This window comes from Chryseobacterium sp. FW101-FHT12H09 (genome assembly GCF_058790395.1).
The window spans coordinates 823357-849017 of record NZ_JBYTCP010000002.1 but is presented as its reverse complement, the minus strand read 5'-3'; the positions used below and the strand labels follow the sequence as shown (position 1 = coordinate 849017).

General features: G+C 33.9%; 25 protein-coding genes. 14 read left to right on the top strand and 11 right to left on the bottom strand.

What is annotated here, in order from left to right; genetic code table 11:
* From fusA to AC3WRL_RS09595, 5 genes are all read right to left on the bottom strand, one after another.
* Positions 1 to 2118, bottom strand: a complete 2118-nt coding sequence (gene fusA, locus AC3WRL_RS09615; protein ID WP_214831119.1) for an elongation factor G — start codon at positions 2116 to 2118, stop codon at positions 1 to 3.
* Positions 2119 to 2124: 6 nt separating this feature from the next.
* A complete protein-coding gene (gene rpsG, locus AC3WRL_RS09610; protein ID WP_034684795.1) occupies positions 2125 to 2601 on the bottom strand; it encodes a 30S ribosomal protein S7 in 477 nt (158 codons plus the stop codon).
* A 23-nt stretch (positions 2602 to 2624) separates the two neighbouring features.
* Entirely contained in the window at positions 2625 to 3038 is a 414-nt protein-coding gene (gene rpsL, locus AC3WRL_RS09605; RefSeq protein WP_002983146.1) for a 30S ribosomal protein S12, read from the bottom strand.
* A 98-nt stretch (positions 3039 to 3136) separates the two neighbouring features.
* A complete protein-coding gene (locus AC3WRL_RS09600) occupies positions 3137 to 4090 on the bottom strand; it encodes a sulfatase-like hydrolase/transferase (RefSeq protein ID WP_492330181.1) in 954 nt (317 codons plus the stop codon).
* Between the two features lie 149 nt (positions 4091 to 4239).
* Positions 4240 to 5832: a DUF8728 domain-containing protein gene (locus AC3WRL_RS09595; RefSeq protein WP_214831117.1), complete on the bottom strand. Its 1593-nt coding sequence runs from the start codon at positions 5830 to 5832 to the stop codon at positions 4240 to 4242.
* A 102-nt stretch (positions 5833 to 5934) separates the two neighbouring features.
* On the opposite strand from AC3WRL_RS09595, the gene AC3WRL_RS09590 reads away from it, so the two are divergent.
* From AC3WRL_RS09590 to AC3WRL_RS09540, 11 genes are all read left to right on the top strand, one after another.
* Positions 5935 to 6411, top strand: a complete 477-nt coding sequence (locus AC3WRL_RS09590; protein ID WP_214831116.1) for a Dps family protein — start codon at positions 5935 to 5937, stop codon at positions 6409 to 6411.
* 93 nt (positions 6412 to 6504) lie between these two features.
* Complete coding sequence (gene pncB / locus AC3WRL_RS09585; protein ID WP_214831115.1) at positions 6505 to 7683, top strand: nicotinate phosphoribosyltransferase; 1179 nt, start codon at positions 6505 to 6507, stop codon at positions 7681 to 7683.
* A 63-nt stretch (positions 7684 to 7746) separates the two neighbouring features.
* On the top strand, positions 7747 to 8217 hold the full coding sequence (locus AC3WRL_RS09580) for a YciI family protein (protein WP_492330180.1): 471 nt from the start codon (positions 7747 to 7749) through the stop codon (positions 8215 to 8217).
* A 444-nt stretch (positions 8218 to 8661) separates the two neighbouring features.
* Positions 8662 to 9309: a dihydrofolate reductase family protein gene (locus AC3WRL_RS09575; protein ID WP_492330179.1), complete on the top strand. Its 648-nt coding sequence runs from the start codon at positions 8662 to 8664 to the stop codon at positions 9307 to 9309.
* A 457-nt stretch (positions 9310 to 9766) separates the two neighbouring features.
* Positions 9767 to 10741, top strand: coding sequence for a DUF6624 domain-containing protein (locus AC3WRL_RS09570; protein ID WP_214831112.1), 975 nt, complete (start codon positions 9767 to 9769; stop codon positions 10739 to 10741).
* 262 nt (positions 10742 to 11003) lie between these two features.
* Positions 11004 to 11237, top strand: a complete 234-nt coding sequence (locus tag AC3WRL_RS09565; RefSeq protein WP_214831111.1) for a hypothetical protein — start codon at positions 11004 to 11006, stop codon at positions 11235 to 11237.
* Positions 11238 to 11366: 129 nt separating this feature from the next.
* Positions 11367 to 12869, top strand: a complete 1503-nt coding sequence (locus tag AC3WRL_RS09560; RefSeq protein ID WP_390882521.1) for a DNA recombination protein RmuC — start codon at positions 11367 to 11369, stop codon at positions 12867 to 12869.
* A 7-nt stretch (positions 12870 to 12876) separates the two neighbouring features.
* Complete coding sequence (locus tag AC3WRL_RS09555) at positions 12877 to 13287, top strand: hypothetical protein (RefSeq protein WP_492330178.1); 411 nt, start codon at positions 12877 to 12879, stop codon at positions 13285 to 13287.
* A gap of 22 nt (positions 13288 to 13309) precedes the next feature.
* Entirely contained in the window at positions 13310 to 14167 is an 858-nt protein-coding gene (locus AC3WRL_RS09550; protein WP_492330177.1) for a LytTR family transcriptional regulator DNA-binding domain-containing protein, read from the top strand.
* An 89-nt stretch (positions 14168 to 14256) separates the two neighbouring features.
* The gene (locus AC3WRL_RS09545) at positions 14257 to 15048 is read left to right on the top strand and encodes a CPBP family intramembrane glutamic endopeptidase (RefSeq protein ID WP_492330176.1); all 792 of its coding nucleotides are present in this window, start codon (positions 14257 to 14259) and stop codon (positions 15046 to 15048) included.
* A 20-nt stretch (positions 15049 to 15068) separates the two neighbouring features.
* Entirely contained in the window at positions 15069 to 15836 is a 768-nt protein-coding gene (locus tag AC3WRL_RS09540; protein ID WP_214831107.1) for a TrmH family RNA methyltransferase, read from the top strand.
* 80 nt (positions 15837 to 15916) lie between these two features.
* Here AC3WRL_RS09540 and AC3WRL_RS09535 read toward each other — a convergent pair whose 3' ends face one another.
* The gene (locus AC3WRL_RS09535; RefSeq protein ID WP_261510941.1) at positions 15917 to 16258 is read right to left on the bottom strand and encodes a hypothetical protein; all 342 of its coding nucleotides are present in this window, start codon (positions 16256 to 16258) and stop codon (positions 15917 to 15919) included.
* A 184-nt stretch (positions 16259 to 16442) separates the two neighbouring features.
* Here AC3WRL_RS09535 and AC3WRL_RS09530 point away from each other — a divergent pair, with 184 nt between their 5' ends.
* On the top strand, positions 16443 to 17624 hold the full coding sequence (locus tag AC3WRL_RS09530) for a hypothetical protein (protein ID WP_214831105.1): 1182 nt from the start codon (positions 16443 to 16445) through the stop codon (positions 17622 to 17624).
* Positions 17608 to 18192 carry a hypothetical protein gene (locus tag AC3WRL_RS09525; RefSeq protein ID WP_214831104.1) on the top strand — a complete coding sequence of 195 codons (585 nt, stop codon included), beginning with the start codon at positions 17608 to 17610 and terminating at the stop codon, positions 18190 to 18192. Before AC3WRL_RS09530 ends, AC3WRL_RS09525 begins: the two co-directional genes overlap by 17 nt.
* Here the strand turns inward: AC3WRL_RS09525 and AC3WRL_RS09520 are convergent.
* On the bottom strand, positions 18141 to 18716 hold the full coding sequence (locus AC3WRL_RS09520) for a 5-formyltetrahydrofolate cyclo-ligase (RefSeq protein WP_492330175.1): 576 nt from the start codon (positions 18714 to 18716) through the stop codon (positions 18141 to 18143). The genes AC3WRL_RS09525 and AC3WRL_RS09520 overlap by 52 nt on opposite strands.
* Before the next feature lie 80 nt (positions 18717 to 18796).
* Positions 18797 to 20167 carry an oxygen-dependent tRNA uridine(34) hydroxylase TrhO gene (gene trhO, locus AC3WRL_RS09515; RefSeq protein WP_492330174.1) on the bottom strand — a complete coding sequence of 457 codons (1371 nt, stop codon included), beginning with the start codon at positions 20165 to 20167 and terminating at the stop codon, positions 18797 to 18799.
* 401 nt (positions 20168 to 20568) lie between these two features.
* On the opposite strand from trhO, the gene AC3WRL_RS09510 reads away from it, so the two are divergent.
* Complete coding sequence (locus AC3WRL_RS09510) at positions 20569 to 22104, top strand: trypsin-like peptidase domain-containing protein (RefSeq protein ID WP_214831101.1); 1536 nt, start codon at positions 20569 to 20571, stop codon at positions 22102 to 22104.
* Between the two features lie 54 nt (positions 22105 to 22158).
* On the opposite strand, the gene AC3WRL_RS09505 is transcribed toward AC3WRL_RS09510, so the two are convergent.
* The 3 genes from AC3WRL_RS09505 to AC3WRL_RS09495 are packed head-to-tail and all read right to left on the bottom strand — an operon-like array spanning position 22159 to position 25649.
* Positions 22159 to 22614, bottom strand: coding sequence for a hypothetical protein (locus AC3WRL_RS09505; RefSeq protein WP_214831100.1), 456 nt, complete (start codon positions 22612 to 22614; stop codon positions 22159 to 22161).
* Positions 22614 to 22994 (bottom strand): RidA family protein, encoded by a 381-nt coding sequence (locus AC3WRL_RS09500; protein ID WP_214831099.1) that lies wholly within the window; start codon positions 22992 to 22994, stop codon positions 22614 to 22616. Before AC3WRL_RS09500 ends, AC3WRL_RS09505 begins: the two co-directional genes overlap by 1 nt.
* Positions 22995 to 23048: 54 nt before the next feature.
* Positions 23049 to 25649, bottom strand: coding sequence for a putative LPS assembly protein LptD (locus AC3WRL_RS09495; protein WP_214831098.1), 2601 nt, complete (start codon positions 25647 to 25649; stop codon positions 23049 to 23051).
* Positions 25650 to 25661 lie beyond the last annotated feature (12 nt).

The following is a 25661-nucleotide window of genomic DNA, read 5'->3' as shown; positions in this document are numbered from 1 at the left end:
TTAACCTTTAGATTTAGCGATAATTTCTTCCGCAACGTTCTGAGGAGTTTGAGCATATTTCTCTAATTCCATAGAAGAAGTAGCTCTTCCTGATGAAAGTGTTCTTAGAGTTGTTACATATCCAAACATTTCAGAAAGTGGAACAGATCCTTTGATAACTACAGCACCATTTTTCTCTTCCTGACCACTGATAGTTCCTCTTCTTTTGTTAAGGTCACCAATAATGTTACCCATATATTCTTCTGGAGTTACAACTTCCAGTTTCATGATAGGCTCCATAATTACTGGCTTAGCAGCACGTCCCGCTTCTTTAAATCCTATTTTAGCAGCTAATTCGAAAGAAAGAGCATCAGAATCCACCGCGTGGAAAGATCCGTCTTTAAGAACAACTTTAATACCTTCAACTTCGAAACCAGCCAAAGGACCGTTCTTCATTGCAGCTTTAAAGCCTTTTTCAATTGCAGGAACAAATTCTCTAGGAACGTTACCACCTTTGATTTCGTTAATAAATTCCAGACCGATTTTACCTTCGTCAGCAGGTCCTAATTCAAATACGATATCAGCAAATTTACCTTTACCACCAGATTGTTTTTTGTAAACTTCACGGTGACTAGCAACTTTTGTAAGATTTTCTTTGTATTCTACCTGAGGTTGACCCTGGTTTACTTCTACCTTGAATTCTCTTCTCATACGGTCTACAATGATATCCAAGTGAAGCTCACCCATTCCAGATATAATTGTTTGACCTGAAGCCTCGTCAGTTCTAACCGTAAACGTTGGATCTTCTTCAGCTAATTTAGCTAATGCGTTACCCATTTTATCTTGGTCAGCCTTCGTCTTAGGCTCAACAGCGATACCAATTACCGGATCAGGGAAAACCATCGATTCAAGAACGATTGGGTTTTTCTCGTCACACATTGTATCACCAGTTTTGATAGATTTGAATCCTACCGCAGCACCAATATCACCAGCTTCAATATATTCTACTGGATTTTGCTTGTTAGCGTGCATCTGATAGATTCTTGAGATTCTTTCTTTATCTCCAGAACGAGTGTTCAAGATATAAGAACCTGCATCTAATCTTCCAGAGTATGCTCTGAAGAATGCTAATCTTCCCACGAATGGGTCAGTAGCAATCTTAAATGCTAAAGCCGAGAAAGGCTCGTTTACGTCTGGTTTTCTTGTAATTTCAGCATCAGTTCTTGGATCAGTACCTTTGATATCGTCTTTATCCAATGGTGAAGGCAAGTATTTACATACTGCATCCAACATAAACTGTACTCCTTTATTTTTGAATGAAGAACCACAAGTCATTGGGATAATAGATAAATCGATAGTAGCTTTTCTAAGAGCTTCGTTGATTTCATCTTCAGAGATTGAATCTGGATCTTCGAAGAATTTCTCCATCAAAGTCTCATCGTAGTCAGCAACAGCTTCTACTAATTTCTCTCTATATTCTAGAACTTCAGCCTTCATATCCTCAGGAATTGGCACTACCTCGAAAGTAGCTCCTTGTCCTGCCTCATCCCAGATGATAGCTCTGTTTTTAATTAAGTCAACAACACCTTTAAAGTCTTCTTCAGCACCGATTGGTAAAACGATTGGAACTGCATTAGATCCTAACATAGTCTTAACCTGGTTTACCACGTTAAGGAAGTCAGCCCCTTGTCTGTCCATTTTGTTTACGAATCCCATTCTCGCTACTTTGTAGTTGTCAGCAAGTCTCCAGTTTGTTTCAGACTGAGGCTCTACTCCATCTACTGCAGAGAATAAGAATACCAATCCATCCAATACTCTTAAAGATCTGTTTACTTCTACTGTGAAGTCAACGTGTCCCGGTGTATCAATGATGTTGAAGTGGTAAGGTTTAGTTTCAGGTAAAGTTTTACCTTGATCAGTTGGGAAATTCCAGTTACAAGTTGTCGCTGCAGAAGTAATGGTAATACCTCTTTCTGCTTCTTGCTCCATCCAGTCCATTGTAGAAGCACCATCGTGAACTTCACCAATTTTATGGTTAACACCTGTATAGAATAAAATCCTTTCTGTAGTGGTAGTTTTCCCCGCATCAATGTGGGCAGCAATACCAATGTTTCTTGTAAATTTTAGATCTCTACTCATTTCTAATTAGAATTTAAAGTGTGAGAAAGCTTTGTTAGCTTCCGCCATTTTGTGAGTATCAGATTTCTTTTTGTATGCAGCACCTTCTTCTCTAGAAGCAGCAACAACTTCATTAGCTAATTTTAAAGCCATTGACTTATCATTTCTAGCTTTTGAATATTTGATTAACCATTTCATTGCCATAGAAATTTTTCTATCAGCTCTGATTGGCATAGGGATCTGAAAGTTAGCTCCACCTACTCTTCTTGAACGTACTTCTACATGAGGCATTACGTTAGTAAGGGCATCTTTCCAGATTTCAAGAGCTGTTTTTTCAGTCTCTCCTTTTTTATTTTCTACGATTTCTAATGCATCATAGAAAATTTTGAATGCGATAGACTTCTTACCGTCTAGCATTAAGTTATTTACGAATCTAGTTACCAATTGATCATTAAACTTTGGATCTGGTAACAACGGTCTTTTTTTCGCTTTTGTCTTTCTCATTGTTTTTGTACCTTATTTAATGATTATTTTTTCTTTCCTTTTGCTGGTGCAGCAGCTGCCTGACCTGGTTTAGGTCTCTTAGCTCCGTACTTAGATCTTCTCTGTGTTCTTCCATTAACACCAGCGGTGTCTAATGCACCTCTTACGATGTGGTAACGTACTCCCGGTAGGTCTTTCACCCTTCCGCCTCTCACCAATACTATCGAGTGCTCTTGAAGATTATGTCCTTCGCCCGGGATGTAGGCGTTGACTTCTTTACCGTTTGAAAGTCTTACCCTTGCAACTTTTCTAAGTGCAGAGTTAGGTTTCTTAGGAGTGGTAGTATACACTCTCGTACATACACCTCGTCTTTGTGGACAAGAATCAAGGGCAGCCGATTTGCTCTTCTTGGCAAGCGTGGCTCTTCCTTTTCTTACTAATTGTTGAATAGTAGGCATTTAATTGCTTTTTATTTTAAGGTGCAAAAATAGTAATTATTTTTTAATTGACAAGCAGTTAAGTCTTTTTATTCACATTTAAAAAGAAAACAAAATACTTATTTGAAAACATTTTTTATTATTTTGCCATTAGCATATTGTAATGGAACCCCCAGAAGTTCAGCCATGGTACTGGTTATATCAATCTGTTCATAATTGCCTGTACTAATTATTGTATTTTTCTTAAAATCCGGACCCATCGCAAAAAATTCGATATGTCGGCATCCATTGCAGTCATCTCCATGTTGTGCAAATCCCCCTTTCGAGTCTAAATGTCTTCCATGATCATTAGAAACGATAAGTGTCGTCTTATTTTTATAAGCAGACAGGGACTGGATATGATCCCAGATTTCTTTAATGGAGGTATCGGTTTTCTTTATGGCGTCAATATATCCATTCCAATTGCTGGCATGCCCATTGGAATCTACATCTTTCAAATTGATCACAATAATATTGGGAGAATACTTCTCCATCACCAATTTTACTTTATCCACAGTCACAGCATCAGGTCGATAACCTGAGCCATTACCATTGATTCCACAATCAATACTTGGCTGAAACTTTCCTTTCCAATCTTCAAGCTTACAGTCATTCAGTACTTCCAATTTATCTTTAGAAGTTATAATCCAGGCTTTAGTTTTATCTTCTCCTGTATATTTGAGCCACTGCTGCATAATAGATGGATATCCCGGCAACTCGGTCCCATTATTCTTAATATTCTCATATACACCACTACACATAGCACTGTGTCCTGGATTAGTATTGGTACTTCCATTATTTTTAAAATCACTGATAAATACACCCTGACTTAAAAGACTTACTCTATTGGGAATATTTTCTCTGTTGACATCTTCCCAAGTCTCAGACATACGAGGACCATCAACCACCAGTAAAACTATATTTTTCGTCTGGTATGTATACTGATTATCGATCACCGTTTGTACTTCTTGGTTGTCATTTGTACAAGAAATCACTAAAAGACCTAGGATAAAATACAATACAATTTTTTTCATAATTTTTTCTTATTTGTGTGTTTAATGTGTAAAGCTAGGGAAATAGACTTAATCGGTATATTAATAAATTATTAAATCTAAGAAACATGATTCAATCTATTACAATGTCTTTGTAAACATAAAATATGAAAACATAAGTATATGATCTCCTAGTCCATAATTTGGACATTTACCTTTTTATTCCAATTAAAACTTCTTATATTCTTTTTTAGCCTCTCTTCATTAGTTGGATCTATAGAATATATGGACACCTCATCTCTTGCTACAGTCACTTTATTTTTAATTTTCAAGGTGGCAGTTTTCTTCCAGGTTTTTGGAACATACCCCTGAAGCCAGGCTTCATAAACAACAGCAATTTCGTATTTGTTTTCTGAGCCATATTGGGTAAGAAAATCTTTAAGCTTATTATTAAAAAAACTTTTGTTCTCGTTAAACGGAATCATCTCTGTAGATCCCAAACCTGCAATATCTAATAAATGAATATCTGTATAGTATGTAATTGCTCCAATATCGTTAGCTACTATTTTGGAATCATTATAATAGGTGTGTAAAAATCTAGCGGATTGTATCTGCTGTTCATAAATATTTTTTCCACCATTCTCAAGAATACAATGTGCTACCCAGCCTTTATAGAAAAGAAGTATAATATTTATAACAACCAGTAAGGTAATGATCTTTTCTTTTCTAATATAATTATTAACATCAAAAAATAAATCTTTGACCCGTGGGATAAGCACCATAGAAAATCCTATAAGTAAATATGCTTCATAACGGAACATTCCCTTTAGATCCGCAAACATGCTATGGCATATCATCAGAAGAAAGAATACCACAAGTAAAAAATTACTGTTAATAGCATCCCTGAAACTCTTAGTCTTCAAATCTCTGTAAATGAAGACAGCTGACAATAAAACAGGGAAAAAACCAACTTTATAAAAGCTTATATTTAATATAAAATTATCAAGAAAGATGGTTTTAAGCTGTGACAGCAAATTTGAGTCTAAACTTAGTTTTGTTCCCTTTACTACTACAGAATTGGGGAAAAGATAACCATCTTGCCGATAGTTAAAATAGCAGAAAATCAAAATTGGAACAAATCCAACAACCAGTATACTCATTGCTTCTTTCCACTTTTTCATTAATATTAAAACAAAAGCAAAAATCACAAAGTAAAACATGCTTTCAAAACGGACAAGTCCCATTAGAAAAATGGTAAGATAAAATACTAAAACAGCATATCTTTTTTTATCTCGATAATAAAAGCAAAAAATATTAACGACAAAAAGAAATACCTGAAAGATGTGCTCCATACCCGATAACATCTGAATGTGCAAAACCACAAAAAATAAGGTGAATATGACCGCTAAAACAGTTTTTTTTACATCCTTAAAAAATTCAGCATAATATATTGATAGGAAATAAACTATTCCAATGCTAAAAAAAATATTAAAGTACAGTGGGATCTGATCGTTATTCCCAAAGACTTTTATTAAACAACTAAGAACAAAAGTAAACAATGGTGAAGAAGAAGTGGAAGAAAATTGATATCTCGTAATCCCCCACACCTCATGTAATGCAAAATTCTTTGCCATAGCAAGATGAATGTAAGCATCATCAATTGGATATATATAATGTCCATCCGTTTTTGAAACTGACTGAATATAATAGAACAGGCATACACCAAAAAATACGATGAGGGAAGAAAAGAAACTTTGTAAACCAATATTTCGGGATGACGACATTTTATGATAAATTATAAGAATACCAAAGATAAGTATCATCAATCAGGAACCTGCAACTTCGGCATAATATTTACTGCTTATATAGCATAAAAAAATAAACGTATGAAAAATGCAAGTATTATCGGTCTAAAGGAAACCGATTGTAAAAACATTTCAGAAAAGCTAAATACACTTTTAGCCAATTATTCCGTATTCTATCAAAACACCAGAGGTTCTCATTGGAATATTAAAGGCGATCAATTCTTTACTTTACATCCAAAATTTGAAGAGCTTTACAATAGCCTTGTATTAAAGATTGATGAGATTGCAGAAAGAATTTTGACATTAGGAGCAACACCAGCCCATAATTATTCAGATTATTTAAAAGTTGCCACTATAAAAGAGAGTAAAGAAGTAACTGATGGAACAAAAAGTGTGGAGAACATTTTAAGTTCTTTTAAAGTAGTATTGGATCTACAGAGAGAACTTTTGGATATTACCGATGCAGCCGGAGATGAAGGGACAAATTCCCAAATGAGCGATTATATCACTGAACAGGAAAAAGAAGTATGGATGTACAACTCTTATCTTGGTAAATAAGCGAACGAAAATCATCGATATATTTAAAAAAATCGTCTTACATTTAGACGATTTTTATTTTTAATTATTAAATTTGCGTTAAAATTACACAATATGCACGACGTACGATTGAATTCTATTCTAGACAACGATTTCTATAAAATAACCATGCAAAACGCAGTGGTGAAATTATTTCCAAGCACGATTGTAAAATATGAATTTATAAACAGAGGACAGCATCTTTTCCCGGAAGGTTTTGATGCAGCATTGAGAGAAGCAGTAACTAAAATGGCAGAACTCAAGCTTACCAAGGATGAGAAGAAATTTCTGGCAAGAACATGTCCTTATCTGGCTTTACCCTATCTTGATTTTCTTGAAGGTTATCATTATGATCCATCTGAAGTAAAAATTGTTCAAAAAGGAAATGACCTTACCGTTTCTGTGGAAGGTTTATGGTACAGAACCATTCTTTGGGAAGTTCCATTACTAGCCCTTATCAGTGAACTGCATTATGAAATGAACCATATGGAAAGAGATTCCAATGAGGTTGTGATGAATAAGACACTTGAGAAAGCTGACTCTTTGAACAGACTTGGTGTTACCTTTGCCGAGTTTGGAACGAGAAGAAGACACTCTTATAAGGTTCAGAACCTTGTTATGGAAGCTTTAACGCAAAGAAAAGATTCAACTTTTACCGGTAGTTCGAATGTGCATTTCGCTATGAAATTTGGTGTAAAACCTATTGGAACTCATGCCCACGAATGGTTTATGTTTCATGGTGCTGAATACGGTTTTAAGATGGCCAATGAATTAGCCCTGGAACACTGGGTAGATGTTTATAGAGGAGACCTGGGAGTTGCCCTTTCAGACACTTATACTACAGATGTTTTCTTTCAACAGTTTGACAAAAAATTCGCAAAACTTTTCGATGGGGTACGTCATGACAGTGGAGATGCCCTTGAATTTGCTGATAAAACAATTGCACACTATAAGAACAACGGAATTAATCCATTATTCAAATATATTATTTTCTCTGACGCCTTAAACCTTGAGAAAGTAGAAGAGATCACAAAATACTGTAAAGGAAAAATTGGTGTTTCATTTGGTATAGGAACCAATCTCACCAATGATGTTGGACTAAAACCTATGAATATTGTTATGAAATTAATTGGAGTACAAGCTCCGAATAAAGAATGGATTCCAACTGTAAAACTTTCTGATGAACATGGAAAATATACGGGTGATCCGAAAATGATTGAATTGGCAAAAGAGTTCTTAAGAATAAAAGATTAAGTTTTAGACACCAGATGTGAGACATCAGATATTAAACTTACAACTAAATAAATCATAACTATTATGAGATCAAAAATTTATTTTTCCCTTAGTCTTTTGATAGCAGCTTTATCTTTCGCTCAGGAGAAAAAAGCAGCAAAACCAAAATTCAATCAAGAACTGGCTACCTCATTGGGAGCTGACAAATATGGAATGAAAGCTTATACCATTGTCATGCTTACTACAGGATCCGCAAAGATTGAAGATAAAGTGAAAATGGGTGAATTAATGAAAGGACATATGGCTAATATTGGTAAGTTAGCGGATGAAGGTAAGATCATAGTTGCCGGGCCTTTTTTAGAAAAGAATAAAGAAACCTATCGTGGGATGTTTATTTTCAATACCAAATCCAAAGAGGAAGCCGAGCAATGGGTAAAAACAGATCCTGCAGTACAAGCCGGAGTTTTTAGTTACGAAATATTTCCATGGTATGGATCTGCTGCATTGCCTTTATATTTAAAACACCACGAAGAAATCAAAAAAGAAAATCCTTAAAAAAGGACTTTTTCACTAAATTTTCGGAGCCCAAACAAAATATAATCAGATAGAAAAGAATGTTAAAAACTTAAAAAGCATATTTAAAAACTTTGATTAATAGTTTCATTAGAAATATTGTTTCTTCAATTATCAGCTCAACTATTGTTCTCCCTGCTTTTTATAAATTTATTGTTTTATCGATTTTCGCTCTAAGTTTCTTATTCCACCTTATTTAATTATTGGATCATAAATAGTAATTACCGGAAAAACAAGCGATAATCCAGCTGTATTTATTGCTCCATTTTTAGCAACTGTGTTTAAAAACAATGTACTTAAGATATTTTAAATGCAAATATCATAATATATAAATATAACATTGATATAATACGTAGATTTGAATGTAAGTGATCATAACATGATACACTAAAGAAATGAGATAGGTTTGAATTTAAAAGAGGACCAATGAGAAAACTAGTTTTAAAAATGTCCGTGTCCGCTGACGGATTTGTCTGTGGACCAAATGGAGAAATTGATTGGCTACTGCGGACAAGAGATCAATCAGCATTTGATTGGATTGAAAAAACACTTTGGGATGCGGGAGTTCACATTATGGGTAGCAGGACATTTCATGATATGGTTGCCTATTGGCCCACATCACCAGACCCTCTGGCAGTTCCAATGAACGAAATACCAAAAGTTGTTTTTTCAAAGAAGGGTTTTGTAGAGCAAACTAGAGATGATTTAACAACCCAGGCTTTCAAAGACAGTTCACGTCAAGATGCCGAAAAAGGAATTGTTAAAACTACCATTTCTAAAAGTGCAGGAACCTGGTCAGAAGCCTCAATTGCGAGTGATATAGTTTCTGACATTACAAAACTTAAACAGCAAGACGGTAAGTTTATTCTGGCTCACGGGGGTGCCAGCTTTGCTCAAGACCTTGTTAAACATGAACTTATTGATGAATATCGACTGGTAATTCACCCTGTCATTCTTGGCAAAGGTATTCCATTGTTTGCATTGGCCCCAAATCCAATTGACTTAAAACTTGAAAGCTCATCCCACTTTGATTCAGGAATCATAGCCAATATCTACTCAACAATCGTAAAATGAAAACAACTTGCCACTTTTATTGTTGTTAGTGTACAAAGTTTTTTTCGCAGACAAAAATTTGTGATTTTGAAAAATTAAATTTTAAAGAAAAAACAAACAACCTTTTCATGAGTTTAAAAAATCCATTAGTATAAAAGATAAACTTAGTCTTTTATCCTAGTCTGGTTTCCTTATAACCTGCAATCACTGCCAAGATAAATCAAAATACATTAGAAAATGCTTTTCTATTATCACAGGAGGAGAAATTAAAATGAAAGCTGAGATTGTTGAGCAAAGTATGGGTTATCATATCAATCTTTATGACCTTCAAAAAAGAGTTCAAAATCACGTTCTAAAACCACATAAAATTTTCTTTTATTAGCAAAATAAATGTAAATTCATAATCTACAAAATAATTAGTCCAACAAACATATTGGATCTAGTCATAGTCTTTAAACTAACAATCAATCATAATTTTATGAAAAAAACAATTTTAGTCTTTATAATTATTCTAACAACAAACTTTAGTTTTGGGCAAAGTGTTCCCAAAGAATATCATGATAAAGTTAAAACTGCAGAATCACTTTATAATGCAAAAGAATTCAGAAATTCAGCAGACAGATATTCCGAAGCGTTTAAATCTAATGGCTGGCAGGGCTCTATAAATGACAGATATAATGCTGCTTGTTCGTGGGCATTGGCATCAGTCCCAGACAGTGCGTTCTTTCAACTTAACAGAGTCGCTGCAAAGTACACCAATTATAATCATATAACAACTGACACAGATTTAAACTCTTTACATGCCGATATCCGATGGAAACCATTATTGGAAAAAATCAAGCAGAACAAAGACAAAGCAGAAGCTAATCTTAATAAACCATTGGTAGAAATGCTAAGCAATATCTATATTGAAGATCAGAAATACAGAAAAGAAATTGATGGAATTGAGAAAAAGTATGGACAGAATTCAAAGGAAATAAAAGATCATTGGAAAATGATAGACGAAAAAGATTCTTTGAATTTAATAGAAGTAAAAAAAATTCTTGATAAATATGGCTGGGTAGGCCCTGATGTTGTGGGCGGCCAGGGAAGCACCACATTATTCCTTGTGATCCAGCATGCTGACCTCGCGACACAAGAAAAATATTTACCGATGATGAGAGATGCTGTAAAAAATGGTAAAGCACAGGGCAGCAGTTTAGCTTTGCTCGAAGACAGAGTAGCATTAAGACAAGGCAAAAAACAAATTTACGGCAGCCAAATCGGACGTGATCAACAAACACAGGTTTACTTTGTATCTCCTTTAGAAGACCCCGATAATGTAGATAAAAGACGTGCAGAAGTTGGACTTCCTCCTTTAGCAGAATATGTGAGTAATTGGCAAATTAAATGGGATGTTGAACAGTACAAAAAAGAATTACCTAAACTGGAAGAAAAAACAAAAAAGAAATAAAAATCCTTCATCCTATAAGAACGAGGTTCCCGATCTGCTCCCAATATGATCCTTCGCCAAACTTCATTCTACCGAGAATGACAATCATAAGCAAGGACAATATTTGTTATTTTAATGAAAGAAAAATCTTTATTTAAAATATTTCTTTTATAACGCAATAGTGATTTAATTTTTACTATTTTAGCCTGTAATTCAATTTCTTATAAATTATATTATAAGAAAGTCAAGAACAAAACAATTACTAAACAAAAAAAATTAAACCATGAAAAAGAACTTAACAAAACTTTCAAGAACAAATTTGAAAGATGTCTTTGGAGGAACTTTGTATCCTGCACAATGCCCTGGAGGATGTCCTGGCGAAGCCTTGATTAGATGTCCTGACGGCTCCACTACTATGACAAATTTTATATGTATGGGTGGAAGATGCGAACCAGCCGCAATGTGCAAACCCTTGGTTCTTGAACCTTTCCCGGATCCGATTATCATCACTCCGTAATCTGACCTATAATAGATAAAGTGAGCTTTCCGGCTCACTTTTTTTTGTTGACCGTAAAAACTGACAAACCTTAACCCGAAAAAAATCTTAACAAGTTTTACACCCAGCTTTTTTTCCTAATTTTGGGGAATGGAGATGACATATTTAATCGTTGGTTTTATTGTTGGCGGAATATTAGGCGCTATTGTTTTATACTATATCCTGAAATCATCAATGGTTTCAAGAACCTCTTATGATGAAATTAAAAATTTATCTATTAAGAATAGTTCAGATTTAGAAAATTCTAGCCTAAAAATCCAGGAACTTAATCAAAATATTAATATCGAAAAAGATCTTAACCAGCAGCAACTCGATCTATTAAATGATCTAAAAAATGAGTACGCTAAAATTTCTGCAGAACACTCCTCTTTACATACTCAGTTCCAGGAACAGAAACAGATCACTGCAAAACAAACTTCTCAACTTGAAAGTTTAATAACAGAAAAACAACATATTTTTGCCCGTAATTCAGAATTATCTGCAATTAATGATAGTTTAAAGAAATCCCTTGAAACTCAAAAGGAAGAAATGATAAAAATCCAGGAAGATTCAAAAATCCAATTTGAAAATTTAGCCAATAAAATCCTGGAGGAAAAATCAGAAAAATTTACCATACTGAATCAAAGTAATCTCAAAACAATTCTGGAACCATTTCAGGAAAAAATTGCAGATCTAAAAAACAGGGTCAATGAAGCTTATGAAAAAGAAAATAAAGAACGTTTTTCTTTAGCTGAAAAAGTAAGAGAGCTTGCCGTACTTAACCAGCAGATCTCTGAAGATGCAAAGAAGCTGACAAGAGCATTAAAAGGCGAAAGCAAAACACAGGGTAACTGGGGTGAAATGATCCTTGAAAGTATCCTTGAAAAGTCGGGGTTGGTAAAAGGAAGGGAATATTTTCTTGAACATGAACTTCGGGATGAAGATAACAAGGCATTATTTTCAGAATTTTCAGGAAAGAAAATGCGTCCTGATGCTGTGGTAAAATACCCTGATGAAAGAAATGTGATCATAGATTCAAAAGTTTCTTTAACAGCATTTACGGAGCTGGTAGATGAAACTGATCCTGATATCCATGCTATAAAACTTAACCAGCATTTAGGTTCTGTAAAAAACCATATTAATCAATTGAGCCAGAAAGCATATGATGATTATGGAAAATCTTTAGATTTTGTGATGATGTTTATCCCAAGTGAACCAGCCTATATTGCAGCAATGCAAGCTGATCAGAATCTTTGGAATTTTGCTTATGACAAAAGGATTCTTCTTTTAAATCCAAGCAATTTGATCACTTCCCTAAAACTGATCGCCGACTTGTGGAAACGTGAGTATCAAAATAAAAATTCCATGGAGATTGCAGATAGAGGAGCTAAATTGTATGATAAATTTGTAGGGTTCGTTGAGAACCTTGAAAAAGTAGGTAAGAATTTGGATCAGGCAAAGAATGTTTTCAATGATGCCTATAAGCAACTTTCAACAGGGAATGATAATCTGATCAACCAAACTCAAAAACTGAAATCACTAGGAATAAAGAATAAAAAGGAACTTCCTCAAAGTCTTATTGAAAACGGTGAAGCTACGCCGAATCTAGAATAATAATCCAATGAAAAGATCACAAATCGTTGTTATCGTAAGTCTTGCTATATTTATAATTTCCCTGACACAAACAGCTGTATATACAAAAGGGAATGAGATGCACGCATTTGCATGCTTCCTTTTAGGCTGGATGGATCTGTTTGGAGAAGGAGTTGCATGGCTTGCCAATCCTCTGTTTTTTATCGCATTATTCTTTTTGTTGTTGAAACAGGTGAAAATCTCAACCGTTTTTAGTTTTCTGGCGATCTGTATGTCTTTATACTATCTGTCTGCAGAATCAATAACCGTTGATGAAGCAGGACATAAATCTCCTATAGTCTCTTATGGTTTGGGATACTACCTTTGGATAGTAAGTGGTCTTTCTTTGTTTATTGGAAACCTCATTCTTTTAAGGTCTCCTTTGAAAGTGCAAGCTTAAAATAGAATTTCAATTTTGTAAGATGATTCAAATATTTTCTTTTACATCGTACCCTTATCCAAAATCTGAATCTCAAAAAGAAGTGCTAGTTTCTTCACTATCTGCAGGAATTCTGATTTACCTCTTCTTAATTATTTTTCAACCATTTGATACGGATCAATTCCATCATAAATATAAATATCTTTTACTCTTCCCTTATTCTATTATTTTTGGAATCTTTTTCTACATCATTAATCTTTTGGTTCTAAAGATCAATAATTGGAATGTGGGTAATGAATTAATAAAAATATCCAGCATTTTATTATTAGCATCTATTCCATCATATTTTTATAATTCACTAATAATTAGCCATGTACAACTCGACTTCGTCAATTACCTCTACATGCTTATGTATACTTTTGCGATCGGAATACCCATTTCTATTATTTATGTTTTATCAAGATATATTTATCTAAAAAAAGACCACGAAAATACTGCAATGAGGATTTCTGCTCAATTACAAGAAACACCTATTATAGATGACGACTTAAGTAAAAAAACTTTAGAAATCAGTACAGGCACCTCTAAACTAGAGATCTTGGAAGACGATTTCATCTATGCCCAATCTTTGGAAAATTATTGTGCTGTTTATTATAATGAAAATCATACTGTAAAAAAAGTTTTGCTGAGGATAAGCTCATCAAAGCTGTTGAATCAGGTAGAAACACACACCATTAAGAGATGTCATAGATCATACATTATCAATCTAAATAAAGTAAAAAACATTAAAGGAAATGCTCAGGGATACAAATTAAGTATAGAAAAAATAGACCTTGCAATTCCTGTTTCCAGAAGCTATGCCCCGTATGTAATTTCTTTACTGCAAAGTCTGAACGTATAATCTTTGTTATTCGTCACATTATTCTGCTTTTGGTCACATAGATTTGACAATCTCTTTATTAAGAAACATTTTTGCTCAAATTTTTTAACATGAGTAAAACTGTTTATTTTTATATTGTATTTGTTCTTGGGTTTCTTTCTTACTATTTTTTTGATCTTTTCTGCTTCAAACCCATTCAAAATTACAGCAAAGAGATCTTTGCCAGTAAAGCCTTTGCCCACATTATTGCCTATTCAATATCTTTGATTCCATTAATTATAACATTAAAAATCTTATTTCCACAAAAGAAGTTAGTGAATTTACTTTCTTTGAATAGATCCCCATTCATAGGATTTGCTTTAGCATTTACAGGCACCTTACCAATGTTGATCGGTTATTTTTTATTCTTCCAGTTAATTGAAAAAACCGATATTGAATCCTTATTTATCAATACAGTATCGTCATCTTTTTTTGAAGAGTTAATCTTCAGAGCTTTTTTAATCGGAATTTTATACAAATACAGCAGGTTGGGGTTCATTGGTTCTATACTGTTAGGTTCATTTCTTTTTGCACAGGTTCATTTATACCAAAGCAAAGATACTATTGAGATTATTGAAATATTTACAATTACCTTCTTAGGATCTGTCCTTTTTTCATGGATCTATATGGAGTGGAACCTTAACTTATGGACAGCAATTTTTGTTCATCTATTCATGAATTTATATTGGGAGATATTCAATGTTTCAGAAAATGTATCCGGCAACTTATATGGTAATCTCTTTAAATTCACATCAATACTTCTAATCATATTCATTACCATCTACTATAAGAAGAAAAAGAAAATTCCATTTGAAATCACAATGAAAAGTCTTTTCTTAAAAAGTAAGGAAACTGAACAATAAATTTTGCATAATTTTGCAGAATGCTAATAGAGAGTTTTCAGAACGATAAAATCAAGAATATTACCAAGCTTCTTACCGATAACAGATTCAGAAAGAAATCTAAAGTTTTTGTAGTGGAAGGACAGCAGGAAAATGAAAGGGCACAAAAGTTTGATTTTGAACCTATAGAATTTTTTATTTGTGAGAGTATCTTCAAAGGAGAAACACCTACTGGTAAAGTATATTATGTAAGTGAGAAAGTTTATGAAAAGATTGCATATCGCGGAAGTTCTGAAGGTATTATTGGAATTTATAAGATCAAAGAATCTGAACTTTCTTCTTTTAATCCTAAAGAAAATGCGACTATAATTATTGTTGAAGGTATTGAAAAGCCGGGAAATCTGGGAGCTATTTTAAGAAGCTGTGAAGCTTTTGGAATTGATGCATTAATTATAACTGACGCTAAAGCTGATTTTTACAACCCAAATGTAATTCGTTCCAGTGTTGGATGTCTTTTCGGAATGGAAGTCTTTCAAGCTGAAAATGAAGAGACCCTGGATTTTCTGAAAAGGAATCAGTTCAGTATCTATACAACGATTATGGATGAGAGTGCTGAAGACCTATATAAAAGGGATCTGACCCAAAAATCTGCCATTCTATTTGGAACAGAGCATTCAGGTTTAAGCGATTTTTGGATCGGTAAAGGTAAGAATACACTTATTCCAATGGTAGGAAGTATCGACTCTTTAAATCTGAGTAATGCCGTAGCGATTACCTGTTATGAATCTCTAAAACAGAAAAGACATTAAGAAAGCTAATAAAATATAAAGCATAAAAAAACCGCTTCGCCAGGCGAAACGGTTCTTTTATTTTAGTTAAGTTACTAAAATTATTTTTTAGTAGCGTCTTTAACTTCTTTAGCAGCTTCTTTAGTTGCATCTTTAGCAGCATCAGCAGCACCTTTAGCAGCATCAGCAGCACCAGCAGCAGCTCCTTTAGCAGCGTCAGCAGCAGCAGTAGTAGTTGCAGCAGCAGCACCTTTAGCAGCATCTACAGTAGCAGTAGCAGCAGAATCAACAACTTGAGCAGCAGAATCAGCTACAACAGCAGCAGAATCAGTAGCAGCAACAGCAGCAGAATCAGCAGCACCTTCAGTAGAAGTAGCTTCAGTTTTTTTACAAGCAACTAGAGAGATTGCAGCGATAGCAGCTACGAATAATGACTTTTTCATAATAAATTAAATTTAATTTTGTTAATATTGTTTTATAAAATTTTTCTTTCGTTCTATTAATTGAACAAGACAAAGGTATAGCAGATAGAAAATTTGTCTATGAAAAATAATTGTAATAACTTTGTAAAACAGTTTTACAAATAAATATTACTGAAAACCAATAACTTAATCACTTTATATACACTTGACAGATTTAGATCTATTACACTTTGAGCAGCTGAAAAAGGATGTACAGGCTCAATATCTAGAAGAATACACTCCTTCCTTTGATGATATTTCTAAGTGGAAGGGTATTGATATTATCTATTTCCAGGAAGATCTTCGCAAAAAGGCTAAGGGAAACATCAGCGAAAAATCATTTTACACCTATTTTAAAAATGCTCCTGTTACCAAATTACCGAGGATTGACATGCTCAATTTACTGAGTATTTATGCAGGTTACGACTCTTGGTATGAATTTAAGAAACAGCATCTTTTTGCAGGAGAATTATTGCAGGATGAGAAAGATCTTAGTGAAGAAGAAATGCTGGAGTTAGAGGAAACCGTCAATCAACTTCCACAAGTCATAAAATCTGAAGGACAATCACAAAAAAATGTGATAAAAGGGCCAGAAAACTCTGATTTACAAAAATCAAATACTGAAAATCAACCAATTAACCAAAATCAAAACTTTAACACTTCGGGAGAAATTAAAGATTCTGAGCCAAGTAAAAAATTCGTAAAAAAGAATGCATGGGCAATGATTACCTCAGTTTTAATTATCATTACGGGTGTCTTAGGTTTTAAGGATGAAATTTTTTCTAAAGAATATAAATATTGTTTTACGGATGCAGACAGAGGAGTTGCAGTAATTAATACTTTAGAAATAAAAGTTTTTAAAGAAAATGAATCTCCTATTCTATTCAAGATAAATCCTGGAGAATGCTTTAGATATTCAACTAAGGATAAAGTTCTTAAAATGCAGATTAGTGCACCTTTTTATGAGCCTCTTACTGTAAACCGAAGTTTAGAAAATGCCCCTAAAGAAGAAATGATCGAGATGAAGCCTGACGACTATAAAATGGCCGCATATTATTTCTCAATAAAAGATGTAAAAGGAGGTAATCCAGAGGAGCAATTCGCTCTTATTAAACAAAAGAGAAAACAATTAGAGAACCTGATCAGCAATAGCGCCGTAATTTATCAGGTCTATGACAATGACACTTATGGTATAGAAACTTTAGATAAGCAGAAATACATTACCCTCGTAACAACGCCTACCACATCACTTAAGAATCTAAGAGTGATTGAAATGAAAAAAGATGACAAAGGCAAAATAATATCTATTAAATTTAAAATTGCAAATACAGATGAAAAGAATAAATAATTTTTTAATTGCCCTATTGTTATTAGCTGCTTTTGTTTCCTGTAACAACAAGAAAAAGGAAGTGAGTGATTTGGATAAACTCAGAAACAGCACCAATACAAAAAGTTATCCTGCAGTTCAAATGGACAGTATGCAGGCCATTAACTCTATCACTAAGCAAAAAGTACAGGAGCTTTTAGACCTATCTACGCTATATTTATCCGGAAAAAGGAATACAGAAATTGACACTGTGATCTTTTCGCAAATGGAAAGTTACTTTCACAAGCCTGACAGTCTGACATTTAGAAAACTGTTTAAAGAATTAGACAGTCTAAAAGTAAAAACAGTGAAAGTAAATAACCTCCAGGTTCATAAAGACTATTATAAAAAAGACACTCTGGACTACGCAAAATTCAATGTTGAATATTTTGACGATAAGAATAGATCATTGGGAACATTTGAGAAAAATGCGCAGTATACACTTATTTCCAAACCTATTAAGTTTAAGAAAGAGTTTAAATTTTACTTTTTAAATTTTTACTCACCTCCAGCAAGGAAAGACAGTACCTCAGTGGGACTCACTAAATAATCTAAGGCGATATCATATTCCCAGATATCATCAATAATCTCATCGGGGTTGAAGTAATTCACTCCGATTTTTTTTGAATCTGAAGAAAGGTTTTCAAAAAAACCATCATAAAATCCTTTACCATATCCTACTCTATTCCCTTTGTGGTCACAATATAACAAGGGAGTTATTACATAATTAAAACTTTGCTCTCCAGAATCCTGATTGGAAATAGGTTCTGATATTCCCCATGCACTCATTACAAATTCAGTGTCTGAAAAAATTTCTACTGAAATAAGCTCTTGTTCCACAACTTTCGGAACAAAAACACGAATACCATGGTTTAAAAAGTATTGAACAAAAATCCGGGTATTAATCTCCAAAAACCTTTCGATAGGAAGAAAAATATGAACCTTTTGTCCTGCTGAAGGTTTAAAATAAGTAACGAAATTTTTGAAAATCCTTTCAGATAAGAAGAAAACCTCATCATGAGACAAGGTTTTTCTTTTTTGCATATATTTTTTTCTAAGCTCTGCTTTCAGCATGATCAGATTATTTTTATTAAAATACTTTTTACAAGACAAGCTTGTTGCTTCGTAAGAAGAGTTCGATGCTTCTACCTATTTTATGCGTTGTCAGAAGTTTGCAAAATTCTATACAACTTATCAGACAAACGGACTCTAAAAGGAAGTTCAAAAGTGATTTGATCTCCTTTTTTTGCCGTTTCACAAGGGCCTCCATTTACAAAAATCTCAGTAATTGTAAGCTCTTGATCGCCAGTTGTTGGACCAGAAATCAATACTTTATCACCTACTGAAAGTTCTTTGTTTTCAATTAAAAACTGTGCAATTTTTGATTTCGTATAATAATGTTCTGCCTTTCCAAGCAATACCTTTTTGACAGTTATTTTTTTTCGGATATCTTTTGTTACAGCTTTTGCTAAAGGCTTAGTTGCTAAATCGCCTGAATTTTTAAATTTCAAAGCTTCAGATTTACCTTTTCTGAAAACTTTATTTCCAACCTGCAATCCCTTTCTTAACTTCACCTGTTCTTCTAAAGGTAAATGTATGGTTTCCAAACATTCCGTAGAACAGCAATTTTCCATCGTTGCTTTGCATTCATCACATTGAATAAACAATAAATGGCAGGCATCATTAGAACAATTCGTATGGTTATCACATGGCTTACCACACTGATGGCATTGTGAAATAATATCATCTGTAATTCGCTCTCCCAATCGATGATCAAACACAAAGTTTTTACCAATAAATTTACTTTCTATACCTTCTTCTTTTATCTGACGTGTATATTCAATAATTCCGCCTTCCAATTGGAAAACATTCTTAAAACCCTGGTGTTTAAAGTAAGCACTGGCTTTTTCGCAACGAATTCCCCCTGTACAATACATTAAAAGGTTTTTATCTTCTTTAAAATCTTGTAATTGTTCGTTGATAATTGGTAAACTTTCTCTGAAATTTTCTACATCAGGAGTAATAGCACCTTCAAAATGCCCTACTTCACTTTCGTAGTGATTTCTAAAATCAACTACAATTGTATTTGGATCTTCAAGTAAATTATTAAATTCCTTTGCTTTTAAATGAACCCCTTTATTGGTAACATCAAAAGAATCATCACTCAAACCGTCAGCGACAATTTTATGTCTAACTTTAATGGTCAATTTTAAAAAAGAATGATCGTCCTGCTCAACGGCTACATTTAAACGAATTCCTTTCATAAATTCGTAAACTTCCAACGTATCGCGAAAAGCCTCAAATTGATCAGCAGGGATACTCATCTGAGCATTTATTCCTTCATGTGCAACATAAATACGGCCAAGAGCATCTAGTGCATTCCAGGCTATAAATAATTCGTCACGAAATTTTTTGGGATCTTCAATTTTGGCATACGCATAGAAAGACAATGTAAGACGTTCCTTACCAGCTTCATCAATAAGTTGAGCTCTTTCTTCTGCGCTTAAAGTGTTATACAGTTGCATGCTATAAACGGTTTAAGTAAGAAAAATATTTTTGCAAATATAATAATTTTTCAATTGAGTATATTGATCAGTCAAAATCACAATCTCGATGACATCGGAAAAATGATCTGTTGGATTCTTATTATTAATTACAGATATTTATTGATTTGAGACATTTTTATATTAATAATTAAACTTAACTTCATGACAATACTGCCATCTATATGTCATAATGTCTTTAATAATTTTTTAAGGTTCGTTAATTGGGATTTTAAGAATTATAGTATAATACATAAATTATTGCAATTGCTGTTAAATTTTAGTTAAAACTGAAACACATCATGATAATTGCATACCTATTTAGCATTAAATTTGTTTACCTTAAAACCTAAATTAATTAATAAAATAAAAGAAGATATACAATGAAGAGCACTTTAAAAAAACTATTACCATTTGCCGTAGTAGGAGTTATCTCAGGAGCTACTACCGTTGGCACAATACAATATTTTGGCCACGGAGCCAATAACGGCGACCAGTCTTATTTTACTTCTGCAGCCAATACTTCGTTCGTAGGAATGAATACCGGTACTACAGGGGATGATTTCGTAAAAGCAGCAAAGACAACAGTCCCGGCAGTAGTTACTATTAAAAATTACCAGAGCAGAACATCAAGCAGAGCTTCTGAACAGGATTTGTTTGACTTTTTCTTCGGAGATCCTTTTGGAGGAAGAGGTGGCGGACAGCAAAGACAGAAGCAACAGCAGCAAGCTCCTGATAATATGCCTTCAGGAATGGGTTCGGGGGTTATCATCTCACCAGACGGTTATATTATTTCTAATAACCACGTAGTAGCGGGTGCTAACAAACTGGAAGTTGTACTTAGCAATAAAAAGGCTTACATCGCTACACTAGTAGGTACTGACCCTAATACAGATATTTCCCTGTTAAAAATTGAAGAGAAAGGATTGCCATATCTGAATTTTGCCAATTCTGATAATATCGAAGTAGGACAATGGGTTCTTGCTGTTGGAAATCCACTTGGGTTGAACTCAACGGTTACAGCAGGTATTGTTTCAGCAAAAGGCAGAGGAATTGGTATTCTGGGATCTCAGGGGAAAGCAAGTAATCCTATTGAAAGCTTTATTCAAACCGATGCTGCTATTAATCCAGGAAACTCAGGAGGGGCATTGGTAAATGCAAATGGAGATCTTATCGGTATCAACTCTGCTATTCAGTCTACAACAGGATACTATCAAGGCTATGGATTTGCAATACCAGCTAACTTAGCAAGAAAAATTGTTGAAGACATTAAGAAGTTTGGAATTGTACAGAGAGGATTCTTAGGAGTTGCTTCTTTAGATCTTTCAGATGACCAACAGGTTGCCATGTATAATAAGCAGAAGAAAGCCAACATTAAAGTAGGCTCTGGTGTATATGTTACAGAGGTTACTGACAAGAGTGGTGCTGAAAATGCAGGAATTAAGAATGGTGATATTATCACAAAAATTGATGAAACAGCAATTACTGATTTTGCGGATCTTTCAATGGCTGTAGGAAGCAAGCGTCCTGGTGATAAGGTTCAGGTAACCTATACAAGAAACGGTAAAGAAAACGTGACAACTGTTACTTTAAAAGATCAGAATGGAGGAACTTCTGCCAGAACAAAGGCTGACTTAAGTGTTACAGAAAAAATCGGTGCTGAGTTCACTCCATTGAGTGATTCATTTAAAACCAGCTACGGATTAAATAGTGGTGTAATCGCTAAAAATGTGTCTGAAGGAAGTGAAATGGCTAAAATAGGTATTGTAGACAATTACATCATTATAGAAATAAATGGTAAGCCTGTCAATTCACAAGAAGATGTTGAAAAGGCTCTGAATAAATACCAAGGAAATGTCCAGGTGAAATTTGTAGACGAATATGGAAGAATGTATACCAAAGGTTTCAAAATGCCTTAACGGATATTACCTAAAAAATTCAATAAAAAAACGCTGCATCTGCAGCGTTTTTTTTTATTTCGTTTTATTCATTTTATCAGCGATTCTTTTTTTCCTATTCCTTTCATAAATTATTTCTACAATTTTACCTCCGATCCATGAAAAAGGAAAAAAGGTTAGAAATATTGATATTTTATAGAATGTAGGATGATAAGGAAATACAATTACATCCAGCATGGCAATAAACAACATTATAAAGCCTATTAGAATAGCGTAAGCAACTTTCGCATACTTCACAATAATTGCTGTAGCCACTCCGCCTATTGTTGTTCCCAAGCCTGAAATAAATAATAAGAATCCAAAAAAAGCATCATCGTTTCTCATGCTGTAAAGGAATCTTTGCCAATGTTCAAATGGAGCAAAAGCATCAAAAGTAATCCACTGCGGAAAAACTCTTATACCTAGAGTAATAATAAGGCCGGCTATAGTAAGCCCCACCAACACCGCAAATGTATTTCTTATAAAGCTCATTAATCCTGATGTGCAATCATCGAAATTTCAATATCAACATTCTTAGGCAGACAAGAAACCTGTACAGTTTCACGAGCCGGATAGCTTTCAGCATCCAGATATGATGCATAAATATCATTCATCACTGCAAAATCATCCATACTCTTAAGGAATATTGATGCCTTTACAACGTTTTTAAAAGTCATTCCAGCTTCCGTAAGGATAGCCTCAAGGTTTTTCATCACCTGATGTGTTTCTTTTTCAATTCCTTCTACCAATTTACCAGATGCCGGATCTACAGGAATCTGACCTGATATATATAAAACTCCGTTTGCAAAGTTTGCTTGCGAGTAAGGTCCGATTGCTGCAGGAGCATTAACTGTGTTTATTATTTTTTTCATTAGAATTTATTTTGGGTGCAAATATAAAATTTATTCTCAAAAGTCAATCTCATATTAGAAAGGTGCATTCGGTTGTGTAAAACTTCTGTCCTTATATTTAAGGGCGTCACTTAAAATATTAGCTTTTATCCCAATGAAAAAGTCATATACTTTGTACTGTCCAAAAGGTACCCAATTAAAATTGATTGTAAAACTTCGCTGATCTCTGGAGAAACCTATTCTCGTATATGCCAATTGTTTAGTGATCATATCATAGTGGGTACTCCCATTTATATTCCAGAATGGAGTAAGCTTAAGACTTCCATCCAATCCTACAGAAGCAATTTTATTACCAAAGCGGGATAAACTTCTGGAATACGCATAATTTGCATTAACATTTAAAGTCCATGCCTGATCAAAATGAGCGTAATGATCATCATCAAAATAATAATTTTCATTTCTTATTTCTCCCTTAGACTGATATTTCTTCGCGTAATCTGTTTTTTCTCCAAAGATCTCACTGCTTAAAGGATAGGATACCTGAATATTAAAGCCCTGTACACTAAAGCTTCCAAACTGTTCAGTTCTGATCCCTGTATCTGATCCCGGAGCAAAAAGAATTTTATATGGATCCAGTGACAAACTCGTATTCACGCTCAATTTATTTTCAAAAAACGAAGATTGTCCGTTAATTGTAAAGATAGACCATGGATGATCTTTAGCTGCAAAATTATAGCTTCCAGAAAGGTTTAGGGATTCAAATATCTTTATTTTTTTTACCCCTGTAGAGTCTTTCTTAGACTTCACCTTCATTTCGATATTATTCCCAATATTGAAACCTAAAGATCCCTGCATTCCGCTGGTAGGTGAACCTACAATTCCTTTATCAAAAATCGAATAAGGAGTTAAAGCTCCGTTTGCATCATAATAATTCTTATAATATCCAAAGCCCGCTGATCCAAAATCCGGTGAATAAGTAAATCCAATACTTGGAGTCATCATATGTCGTATTGCTTCAATTGCAGCGCCTTTTTTGAAATTAAGCATTCCATACAATGTGGTCTGTAAACTGGCAGTGGTTGAAAATGTGGAATATCCTGCAATTTTTTTATTGATTTGATCAACTACTTTATTGCTGTTATTACTCAAAGGATCATAATATCTTGTGAGTGTTTTTGTAGTTAATGCATTGTCTATTGTAGCTCCTAAACTGAATGTAAAATATTTGGCTACCGTTGTATTGGTTCCTAATGTTATATTATTTTTAAGACCTGTCTGAAGTTTATCCCACATCGCCTTTGTAAATAGCTCCCCTTCGTTGGTTGTCACAAAGTTTGTTAAATTCAAACCTGTATTTACGGTAATATTTTCTAAGAGACCTTGTCTTACACCTGTTTTTGATTTGAATAAATAAAACTGATTAATCGCTACGTTCATCTGAGGTAAGCGTAAATCCGCTAAACCTGTAGCAAAATTCTGGGAATATGATGCTGTTCCGGTAATAGTTGCAGGTAGCTTTAGAAACCTTTTAGTAAGCGATACCGTTGAATTTTGTTGAGTATTCAATACATTCTGATTGAATATATAATTATTGTTAATGGTGTTATTATAAAATTTGTTGCTTACAATATCCACTGAGGCTGAAAATGTAAGAAATGGATTTGCCTTTGTGTCCTGCGTATGTCTCCATGCAATTCTATAGGTACTGCTTCTGGAATAATCATCCAATCCTTTAATTCCCCTTATGGTAGTTCCAATATCTGCCGCGAAATTTCCAGAATACCGGTATTTCTTGGTATAATTCATTTCAGGTCTTACATTCCAGCTTCCTTTTGTGTAGATATCTGCAAGTACCTTCATGTCAAAATGCTCACCTATCGGCTGATAGTATCCGATCCCGTTCAGGAAAAACCCTACATCCTGTCGTTCTCCAAAACTCGGTATTAAAATCCCTGCTGATCTTTTACTGGAAAAAGGTAAGATGGCAAAAGGCATAATAAGTGGAGTTGGCACTTGTTCTATATACATTTGTATAGGTCCCGTAATGATCTGTGATTTCTCTTTGGTTTTAATTAATTTAATATTAGAGGCCAATAAATGATAATCCGCTGCAGTATCTTTTTTCTTCAGGAAATATTCATCCGTAGTATATAGGGCATGCCTCATAGCAAAGACGGAATCATTATATTTTTTAGTTTTATTAGCAATAATTACCCCCTCACTTTCCTCAGTTCTTGCGTTATATGCAATAGCTTGCTTTGTTTTGTAGTTGTAATTGAACTGATCGGTCTCATATTTTTTCCCTGCCTGTGTTGTGATCACAGGTTCTATAAATTTCTTCCCCAAAGAATCCTGTTTACCTCGGGCATAAATTAGGTTCTTTTGTTCATCAATAGAGATATAATCTGCATCTATCTGCATATCCTGATATTTCACCTGGGCCTTTTGGTTCAGGTATATCATTTTTTTTGGGAAATCTCTACGGATATTATCCGCCTTTGTCATAAGAACATCATCTAATGACTCTTTCTTTGCAACAATGGTATCCTTTTTGGAAATAGTATCATTAATTACCGTATTTTTAGGCAATTTCTCAGGCGTTTTCTGTGCTAAAAAATTGTTAAAAATTAGGATAATTAAAATTTGTAATATATTTTTGAGGACGGTTTTGGCCAATTTTTCTTATAT